5 protein-coding genes and 1 tRNA gene are annotated in these 7123 nt (G+C 43.9%); 5 read left to right on the forward strand and 1 reads right to left on the reverse strand.

From position 1 onward, the window contains the following. Window positions 1–375: 375 nt before the first annotated feature. The 5 genes from pyk to JGK22_RS23120 all read left to right on the forward strand — a co-directional run bounded on the left by pyk (window position 376) and on the right by JGK22_RS23120 (window position 6170). Window positions 376–2163, forward strand: a complete 1788-nt coding sequence (gene pyk, locus JGK22_RS23100) for a pyruvate kinase (protein WP_293313787.1) — start codon at window positions 376–378, stop codon at window positions 2161–2163. Between the two features lie 92 nt (window positions 2164–2255). Then, window positions 2256–2327 (forward strand) — tRNA-Thr (locus JGK22_RS23105). 393 nt (window positions 2328–2720) lie between these two features. Next, a complete protein-coding gene (locus JGK22_RS23110; protein WP_293219121.1) occupies window positions 2721–3845 on the forward strand; it encodes an ABC-three component system protein in 1125 nt (374 codons plus the stop codon). Continuing rightward, window positions 3826–4305 (forward strand): ABC-three component system middle component 2, encoded by a 480-nt coding sequence (locus tag JGK22_RS23115; RefSeq protein WP_293219119.1) that lies wholly within the window; start codon window positions 3826–3828, stop codon window positions 4303–4305. The genes JGK22_RS23110 and JGK22_RS23115 overlap by 20 nt, the downstream gene beginning before the upstream one ends. Next, complete coding sequence (locus JGK22_RS23120) at window positions 4302–6170, forward strand: hypothetical protein (RefSeq protein ID WP_293219117.1); 1869 nt, start codon at window positions 4302–4304, stop codon at window positions 6168–6170. The genes JGK22_RS23115 and JGK22_RS23120 overlap by 4 nt, the downstream gene beginning before the upstream one ends. 265 nt (window positions 6171–6435) lie before the next feature. Here JGK22_RS23120 and JGK22_RS23125 read toward each other — a convergent pair. Next, on the reverse strand, window positions 6436–7123 hold a 688-nt coding region (locus JGK22_RS23125), incomplete at its 5' end, for an ISAs1 family transposase (protein ID WP_293219115.1).

Raw genomic sequence — 7123 nt, forward strand, 5'->3', positions numbered from 1 at the left:
GCCAATAGTAAAGTTTCGTGAAAAAACAGAGTCCGATCGCCAGACAGTTGCCTCTGCACAAGAAGCCAAGTATTGCTGCGGTGAAACGATCCCAATCCTCGATTAGCCGCATAGCAGAGCAGCTCAAGTCTAATAAATGGGTATATCTGTATTTATGTCAACCCTGGGAGCGGAAATATTTTCTAAAAAAGCCGATCGCCAAGAAAAGATTACCGATCGGTAAAAAGTCAGATATTCTATATATTGGTCAATGCCTGCTGTTTTGACGACTATCAAAATTTTTAAGACTTGAGACTAGCGTCATTGCTTGTACTGAAAGATGAAAAGTTAGCCGAAATTTAAACTAGAAATCCTCCAGCCACCCCATCTCAATTCATGCAACTGCCAAAAGCCCTACGCCGAACTAAAATTGTAGCCACCATTGGCCCAGCAACATCCGACCCAGAAGTGCTCCGCAACCTCATAGAAGCTGGCGCCACAACTTTGCGACTCAACTTTTCCCACGGAACAGAAGATGACCACCAGCGCAGCATTCGCTTAATCAGACAAACGTCCTTTGAACTCAACCAGCCGGTCGCCATCCTCCAAGACCTTCAAGGCCCAAAAATTCGTTTGGGGCGCTTTGAAACAGGCTCTATAGTTGTCAAAAACGGCGATCCTTTCATTTTGACCAGCCGCCCGGTAGCCGGCACAGAGCTGATTTCCTCCGTCACCTACGAACCCCTAGCTTCGGAAGTCCCAGAGGGAGCCGTAATTCTGCTCGACGACGGAAAAGTGGAAATGCGTGTGGAAAAAGTAGACCGCGGCGCGGGAGAATTGTACTGTCGCGTCGTTGTCGGCGGCCCGCTTTCCAACAACAAAGGCGTGAATTTTCCGGGCGTATACCTGTCAATTAAAGCGCTCACGGATAAAGACCGCAAAGATTTAATGTTTGGCCTCGACCAAGGTGTCGATTGGGTAGCCCTCAGCTTCGTGCGGAATCCCCAGGATATGCTCGAAATTAAAGAACTGATTGCCAGTGCGGGCAAGCAAGTACCGGTAATTGCTAAGATCGAAAAGCACGAGGCGATCGAACAAATGGAACAAATTCTCGCCCTTTGCAACGGCGTGATGGTCGCCCGGGGCGATTTGGGCGTAGAACTGCCCGCCGAAGACGTGCCGATTTTGCAAAAGCGCTTGATTGCGACTTCCAACCGCATGGGGATTCCGGTGATTACCGCTACCCAGATGCTCGACAGCATGGTCAGCAATCCCCGTCCCACCCGCGCCGAGATTTCCGACGTGGCCAACGCCATTCTCGACGGAACCGATGCGGTAATGCTCTCCAATGAAACAGCAGTCGGCAGTTTCCCCGTCGAAGCGGTGGCGACGATGGCGAGAATTGCAGTGCGGATGGAGAGGGAAGGAATTAGGGGCAATATTAGAAATGTAGAAGATGTTGGTCGATCGATCACCAACGGCATCAGCCAAGCAGTCAGCCAAATCTCCGAACAGTTAAACGCAGCGGCGATTATGACACTGACCAAAACCGGCGCTACAGCCCGCAACGTCTCGAAATTCCGACCCAAAACACCGATTTTGGCCGTTACTCCCCACGTAGACGTAGCCCGACAACTGCAATTAGTATGGGGAGTCAAACCATTACTGGTGCTGGATTTGCCCTCAACAGGCCAGACATTTCAATCTGCCATTAATGTCGCCCAAGAAAAAGAGTTCCTGTGCGACGGAGATTTAGTAGTGATGACAGCCGGTACTCAGCAAGGGGTTGCCGGCTCGACGGATTTGATCAAAATTGAGGTAGTCACAGCCGTTTTAGGCAAAGGCACCGGTGTCGGTTTAGGATCTGTGAGCGGCATGGCCAGAGTTGCTCGCACTGCTGCGGATGTAGCCAATTTCCACGCAGGAGACATTTTAGTAGTAGAACGCACCAGCGCCGAGTTTGTGGAGATGATTCGCAAAGCCGCTGGTGTGGTAACTGAGGAGGAAAGTTTGACTTCTCACGCCGCGATTATCGGTTTGCGTTTGGGCGTGCCGGTGATGGTGGGTGTGGAGAATGCCATGCGGGTAATTCGGGACGGCACGATGCTGACGCTGGATATGCAGCGTGGCTTGGTTTATTCCGGTGCCCGAGGCGGCTCAACAGACGGAGAACTTGCGGTTTAACAAGTTATGAGTTTTGGGTTGTGGAGTTTTTCATGAAATTCTACAGCTCATTGCTTTTTTGTTGAATTTGTGCTATTATGCATAATCGTCTTGCCGATGTAGCTCAGTGGTAGAGTAATCGATTCGTAATCGATCGGTCGCGGGTTCAAATCCCGCCATCGGCTTCTCACAATCTCCCCCTTTGGGCATTCTGGCGGTTAACTGTTCGGCGAGGCGCTGGAGCAGGATTTTGACGACGGGAAAGTTTGTTGTGTCGGTGTGATTAGATGTGATTCATGGGCGATCGCGAGAGAGAGTGAAGGGGTAGAGTGCGATCGTTGGAACTGATAGAGTTTGATATGGAAAGGGCGATCGCATTTTTGGATCAAGGTAAACCTCTTATTCCTGTGTAGTTAGATGTAATTCATGGGCGGTTGCGAGAAAAAATTTCTTATTAACTTGGTTTTTTTCAAAATGTCTTAGTTATAGAGAATTTACAGATGAAAGTATTGTGTGGTAAATTAGATTATTAAAATTAAATTTTCCCAAGTAAAACTTAGTAACTGGAGTATAGAACTTTGATTGCTGACGAAGACATGAAACCAATATGTATATCTCCGGGCATACCCAAAGTTTATCCCTCAGCGGATCATGTCTTCAATGGTATTCCTATTCCCAAACCAAATCGTGTCGCTAACTTTTCCCCCGAAGAATGGGAGTCATTTACAGAGGAATGGGCAAGCTCATTGAAAAACTCCTACACCAGTGTCAGAAGGTCTGGAGGATCTGGCGATCAAGGCATCGATATAGTTGGATTTATCACTGATACAATGTGGGATGGAGGTTGGGATAATTACCAATGCAAGCGGTACAATAATCCTCTGTGTCCAAGTGACATCTGGGTTGAAATGGGAAAGATCATTTATTACTCTTACAAAGGGGAATATCCGCCACCGTGCAAATACTACTTTGTTGCATCTAAAGGGGTAGGCACAGCTTTACAAAAGTTGCTTGGGAATCAAGAAAAGCTGAAAGAGGGGGTTCAAGCTAATTGGGAAAATCATTGTCAAGATAAAATAACGACAACTGTTAGCCTTCCGCTAAAGGGCGAGTTACTCGATTGGTTTAACAAGTTTGACTTCTCAATCTTTTCAGCAAAATCAGTCTTGGAACTCATAGATGGTCATGCTAAAACACGCTATCATTCCGTAAGATTTGGCGGTGGTTTACCTCCAAGACCAGAAGTTACACCGCCACCACAAGAGCATCATGACGAAGAGAGCGGCTATATTCAGCAATTATTCGACGCTTACAGCGATCACAAAGGAATACCTGTACATCATATTTCAGATATCCCTTCATCTCTAAATCAAGATTTTTTACGACAAAGGGAACGTTTTTATCACGCGGAATCCCTACGAAATTTTGCCCGTGATACTGTTCCTGATGGTACATTCAACAATTTACAGAAAGAGGTATTTCACGGAGTAATTGATATTTGCAATAATGCTTATACAGATGGATTAGCTCGTATGCGAGCAACGGTTACCCAATCTGCAAATATTTCTATTTCATCAAATCCACTTGCAAGCGTAGTTCAGGTACAAGACAGACAAGGTATTTGCCATCAACTTGCCAATAAATACCAACTAATTTGGGTTCATAAAAATGGGGAGGTGCAAGATGACATCACCGTTCAATAGTCCGCTTGAGACGGGCATCAGAACACTTGCAATTTTGACAGCAGTATATCCTCGATCGCTTGACCTACAACACCTTGTCTATTTTGACTATCTAGCTTTACATTCTGGTGATGCTGAGGGACCAGAAAGTTTGCATACCCCACTACCACTACGTTCTGGTGAACTGACTGTACGGCGTGGGCTGATAGAACGTGGGATTTTTCTGATGATGAGCCGTCAACTTGTAGAGCGTTTAGTTTCATCGGAGGGTTTTCAGTACATCGCTACGGATACTGCTGGCGCGTTTCTTTCGATGATGAGTTCTCAATATATTTCCAAGCTTAAAGAGCGTGCCGAGTGGGTCGCTGAAACTTTCAGTGAATCAACTCTGGAAGAACTACAAGCATTAGAGCGCCGTTTTTTTCGGGAATGGTCTACACAGTTTAATTCAATTGATAGCCCAGGAGGACAAGGAATATGACCTGGAATCCTCTTCAATTGCGCGGAATTTCGTTCAGCAGTCCCCATAAAGATTCTGCTTCTTTAGAATTTCAAAGTGGCTTGAATGTTATATGCGGTGCATCGGACACCGGAAAGTCTTTTATTGTAGAGGCAATTGATTTTCTTCTCGGTGCTAGTGTTAAATCACCCCTAAGAGATATTCCTCAACGGATTGGGTACAATCAGGCAAAGCTAGTATTACAACCAACACATGGCGAAGTTTTCACACTTGAAAGAAGCACGGACGGGGGAGAATTTCGTCAATTTGATGGAAATTGGCTGTTAGGTAATCCTAATATACAACCACATATTCTTCGGCAAAAACACGCAGATGGAAGAAAAGATACACTTTCAAATTATCTTTTATCCACTATAGGAATTGCGGATCAGCGTGTACGAAAAAACCTAAAGGGAGAAACAGTAAGCCTTAGCTTTCGTAACATTGTTAAATTAATCATAGTTCAAGAAAGTGAGATAACAAAACGATTCTCGCCGTTTTTATCGGGACAGAACACCAATAAAACATTAGAGTCATCAGTCTTCAAGTTACTGCTTACTGGTGTAGATGATAGTGCGTTTGTAGGGCAGACTGAAATCCAGTCAGAACTAGAAGCTACTCGGCAGAATAATAATGCTAAAGTTGAATTCATAGACGAGCTTATTCAAGAGTTACAAACTCAGATAAACCAGTTCGGTATTAATCGTACTGAAGCGGAAGTTCAGCTATCGCAACTGAAAGCGCGTTACGAGGAGCAACAACATATCATCAATAGAGCGCAAGGCGAATTGAATGACCGAATAAATCGCCGTCGTGCGATCATGGATCAACTAGAACGCTTATTTACTAGGCTCAACGAAATAGGTAGTCTTCTATCACGTTTTGAACTGCTGAAACAGCATTATCTGGTAGATATTGAGCGTCTTACCGCAATTGAAGAGTCTGGGTCTCTTTTTGTCCACTTAGAGAGAACGCCATGTCCTCTCTGTGGTTCTCTTCCAAACGAGCAGCATACAAGTGAAGTCTGTGATGGTGACGTTGCAAGTGTAGTTCATGCTGCAACTGCTGAAATTGCTAAAGTAGAGAAACTTTCAAGGGAACTCGACCAAACCGCATCGGATCTCAGAGATGAGGTTGAGGAAGTGACTACACAACGGGAGCGGCTCAACCCTGAATTCCAGGTACTCAATCAGGAAATACAAGAAATTAGCTCTCCTATTAGGGATGCTCAAAATATTTTCAGTGAGATTGTAAAGCAGTCTGGCGATCTACAAAGTGCTATTGATACATTTAACAGGGTTGAGCAACTACGAGAGAAGAAAGTCGAACTTCTTGCGGAGATTCAAAAACCCGTCAATGTTATCACTCCGCCTGTTGACCTTTCAACCTCATTGCTTGATTTATTCGCCCAAAAAGTTCAACATCTACTCAAAGAGTGGGATTTTCCTGGCTCTGATCGAGTGTATTTTGATAAGGAGCTTAAAGATATTGTCATAGGTGGACAAAACCGTACCAGTAAAGGGAAGGGGCTGAGAGCGATTACCCACGCGGCAATGACTATCGGTCTTATGGAATTTTGTAAGGAGAAGAATCTATCACATCCCGGTTTTGTTGTGTTAGATTCACCTCTTTTGGCATACTACGAGCCAGAAAGTACGGAAGACAGTCTACAGGGTTCGGATCTCAAGGTTCGGTTTTATAATTATTTAGCTGAAAACCATAGTGACAGTCAAATAACCATCATTGAGAATGAGCATCCCCCAGATGATCTTAAGAACAGGATTACCTTTACATACTTTACAAAAAATCCTGATTCGGGACGCTATGGATTCTTTCCTTATGTTTAGTACCCTTGTTCGATAATTCAGGTAAAAAGCCTTACAGCATCAGGGGGAACGCATCTTATTGAACACTCTTCGCTAGTGGTGAGTATATTTTGAGATAAATTCACCATTCTTAGAAGCTATAGATACGCTTTGTAATGACTTTTATAAGAAAACAGTAACTGATCAATGGTGGTTTTTATGCCTGTCCTATTTTTGAGACAATAAAAATATTACAACTACTATTTACAAGTTGTATAATATTTAGTGATGAGTTATTTGTGAAAATTTAGTTGACTGCCACAGCGAGGATCTTGGCCAAATAGCCATCATCCCACCCGGCTCGGAGTCGCTTATTCTTTACTCCGGTTTTTGAGGCTTTTTCTTGATTCAAAAGATTGAGCGAAATGTGTCTAAGAATGGCAAAGTTTTGCGGAGCATTATCTTTCCTGATTCGACAATCATCTTCACGAAAGCCCACATCTAACACCCAATGTAAACGATTTTCAATTCCCCAATGGCTGCGAACTGATTCACCAAATTTTTGAGCATTATTTGGTGAACTACTAATGTAATAACGAGTTTCAATACTTGTTTTTCCTTTCACTATTCTCACGGATTCTATCATGCCTATACTATGAAGTTTCTCCCATTGATTGTCGGGATCTATCAGCTCTTTGATGTCACTTAACATTAAATGATGTCGGATTTCTGAGCGACCATGATTACTTTCTTTCTTGGTCGAATAAGCTGTATGTGTAAATCCCGAAAATCCTTGTGCAATTGCTTGTTTAAATAACTCTTCTACTCTGGCATACAGGGATGGTTGGTTCTTTTTTAAGGTGATTACGTAATCTCCTCCTTGTTCGATAATTGATTTCACAATTGACCTCTGACAGCCCATGGCATCAATCGTGACAATGCTTCCGTTTAATTTTAATACTTTAAGTAAAGCCGGAATAGCCGTGATCTCATTC

This window comes from Microcoleus sp. PH2017_08_TRC_O_A, from assembly GCF_020738665.1.
Taxonomy (GTDB): domain Bacteria; phylum Cyanobacteriota; class Cyanobacteriia; order Cyanobacteriales; family Microcoleaceae; genus Microcoleus.

Coding starts and splice junctions, on each gene's coding strand:
- JGK22_RS23115 (WP_293219119.1), top strand. CDS start 3,826: ATGACATCACCGTTCAATAGTCCGCTTGAGACGGGCATCAGAACACTT.
- pyk (WP_293313787.1), top strand. CDS start 376: ATGCAACTGCCAAAAGCCCTACGCCGAACTAAAATTGTAGCCACCATT.
- JGK22_RS23120 (WP_293219117.1), top strand. CDS start 4,302: ATGACCTGGAATCCTCTTCAATTGCGCGGAATTTCGTTCAGCAGTCCC.